Genomic DNA, 3,033 nt, shown 5'->3' with positions numbered 1-3,033 from the left:
CACCCGGGCCTGGCAAGGCCCCTTGGGTGTTATATGGTCAAGCCTCACGGACCATTAGTACGGGTTAGCTCAACGCATTGCTGCGCGTCCACATCCCGCCTATCGACCTCGTCGTCTTCGAGGGTCCTTCAGGGGGCGCGAGGCCCCAGGGAAGTCTCATCTTGAAGGGGGCTTCCCGCTTAGATGCTTTCAGCGGTTATCCCGTCCGCACATAGCTACCCGGCAATGCGATTGGCATCACAACCGGAACACCAGAGGTGCGTCCACTCCGGTCCTCTCGTACTAGGAGCAGCGCTTCTCAAACTTCCGACGCCCACGGCAGATAGGGACCGAACTGTCTCACGACGTTCTAAACCCAGCTCGCGTACCACTTTAAATGGCGAACAGCCATACCCTTGGGACCGACTTCAGCCCCAGGATGTGATGAGCCGACATCGAGGTGCCAAACACCGCCGTCGATGTGAACTCTTGGGCGGTATCAGCCTGTTATCCCCGGAGTACCTTTTATCCGTTGAGCGATGGCCCTTCCATACAGAACCACCGGATCACTAGAACCTACTTTCGTACCTGCTCGACGTGTCTGTCTCGCAGTTAAGCACCCTTATGCTCTTGCACTCACTGCACGATTTCCAACCGTGCTGAGGGTACCTTCGTGCTCCTCCGTTACGCTTTGGGAGGAGACCGCCCCAGTCAAACTACCCACCACACGCGGTCCTCGACCCGGATAACGGGCCTGAGTTAGAACGCCAATGATGCCAGGCTGGTATTTCAAGGTTGGCTCCCTGCGAACTGGCGTCCGCAGTTCATAGCCTCCCAGCTATCCTACACAAGCAACATCAGCGTCCAGCGTGAAGCTATAGTAAAGGTTCACGGGGTCTTTCCGTCTAGCCGCGGGTACACAGCATCTTCACTGCGATTTCAATTTCACTGAGTCTCGGGTGGAGACAGCGTGGCCATCATTACGCCATTCGTGCAGGTCGGAACTTACCCGACAAGGAATTTCGCTACCTTAGGACCGTTATAGTTACGGCCGCCGTTTACCGGGGCTTCGATCAAGAGCTTCGCCCGAGGGCTAACACCATCAATTAACCTTCCGGCACCGGGCAGGCGTCACACCCTATACGTCCGCTTACGCGTTTGCAGAGTGCTGTGTTTTTAATAAACAGTTGCAGCCACCTGGTATCTTCGACCGGCCTCGGCTCCACCCGCAGGGGCTTCACCTAATGCCGGCGTGCCTTCTCCCGAAGTTACGGCACCATTTTGCCTAGTTCCTTCACCCGAGTTCTCTCAAGCGCCTGGGTATTCTCTACCTGACCACCTGTGTCGGTTTGGGGTACGGTCTCACGTGATCTGAAGCTTAGAGGCTTTTCCTGGAAGCGTGGCATCAATGACTTCCGGACCGTAGTCCGTTCGTCTCGTGTCTCGGCCTTGGGGATCCGGATTTGCCTGAATCCCCAGCCTACGCACTTTCACCGGGGCAACCAACGCCCGGCTCACCTAGCCTTCTTCGTCCCCCCATCGCAACCACGTGAGGTACGGGAATATTAACCCGTTTCCCATCGACTACGCCTTTCGGCCTCGCCTTAGGGGCCGACTCACTCTGCTCCGATTAGCGTAGAACAGAAACCCTTGGTCTTCCGGCGGGGGAGTTTTTCACTCCCCTTGTCGTTACTCATGTCAGCATTCGCACTCGTGATACCTCCAGCCAACTTCTCAATTGACCTTCATCGGCGTACACGACGCTCCTCTACCGCTCGCCATTCGGCGAACCCGTAGCTTCGGTACCTGGTTTGAGCCCCGTTACATCTTCCGCGCAGGCCGACTCGACTAGTGAGCTATTACGCTTTCTTTAAAGGATGGCTGCTTCTAAGCCAACCTCCTAGCTGTCTAAGCCTTCCCACATCGTTTCCCACTTAACCAGGATTTTGGGACCTTAGCTGACGGTCTGGGTTGTTTCCCTTTTCACAACGGACGTTAGCACCCGCTGTGTGTCTCCCACGCTGCACTCACCGGTATTCGGAGTTTGCCTCGGGTTGGTAACCCGGGATGGGCCCCTAGCCGAAACAGTGCTCTACCCCCGGCGGTGATACGTGAGGCGCTACCTAAATAGCTTTCGAGGAGAACCAGCTATCTCCGAGCTTGATTAGCCTTTCACTCCGATCCACAAGTCATCCGAATCTTTTTCAACAGATCCCGGTTCGGGCCTCCAGTTGATGTTACTCAACCTTCACCCTGCTCATGGATAGATCGCCCGGTTTCGGGTCTATTCCCAGCGACTGGTCGCCCAGTTAAGACTCGGTTTCCCTACGCCTCCCCTATACGGTTAAGCTCGCCACTGAAAATAAGTCGCTGACCCATTATACAAAAGGTACGCGGTCACCCAACAAGTGGGCTCCCACTGCTTGTACGCATACGGTTTCAGGATCTATTTCACTCCCCTCTCCGGGGTTCTTTTCGCCTTTCCCTCACGGTACTGGTTCACTATCGGTCAGCCAGGAGTATTTAGCCTTGGAGGATGGTCCCCCCATGTTCAGTCAAGGTTTCACGTGCCCCGACCTACTCGATTTCACGCCACTCAGATTTCGGCTACGGGACTATCACCCGGTATCGTCAGGCTTCCCAACCTGTTCGCCTATCAGTCGTGCCGCTTAAGGGCTACTCCCCGTTCGCTCGCCGCTACTGGGGGAATCTCGGTTGATTTCTTTTCCTCGGGGTACTTAGATGTTTCAGTTCCCCCGGTTCGCCTCCCTGAGCTATGGATTCACTCAGGGATACTCACCTTGTGGTGAGTGGGTTTCCCCATTCAGAAATGCCCGGGTCACAGGTCGTTTGCCACCTCGCCGAGCCTTATCGCAGGCTTCCACGTCTTTCATCGCCTCTGGCTGCCTAGGCATCCACCGTATGCGCTTAATCGCTTGACCATATAACCCCAAGGGGTCTTTTGGTTAGCGATCGCTACGACATTGCCGGATACGCTTGAGTCGTATCACTTACAATTTGTCAGCTTGATTCACATTGTTAAAGAGCGACTGT

At 55.4% G+C, this 3,033-nt stretch carries 1 rRNA gene; it reads right to left on the bottom strand.

Features of this window, described 5'->3' with window-relative positions:
* Window positions 1–33 precede the first annotated feature (33 nt).
* Window positions 34–2,921: ribosomal RNA gene (locus tag MHM84_RS21330) — 23S ribosomal RNA — on the bottom strand.
* Window positions 2,922–3,033: the final 112 nt, after the last annotated feature.

Source organism: Halomonas sp. McH1-25, assembly GCF_022348165.1.
GTDB lineage: Bacteria > Pseudomonadota > Gammaproteobacteria > Pseudomonadales > Halomonadaceae > Modicisalibacter.
The sequence above is the reverse complement of the archived record's forward strand: the minus strand, read 5'-3'. Positions and strand labels throughout refer to the sequence as shown.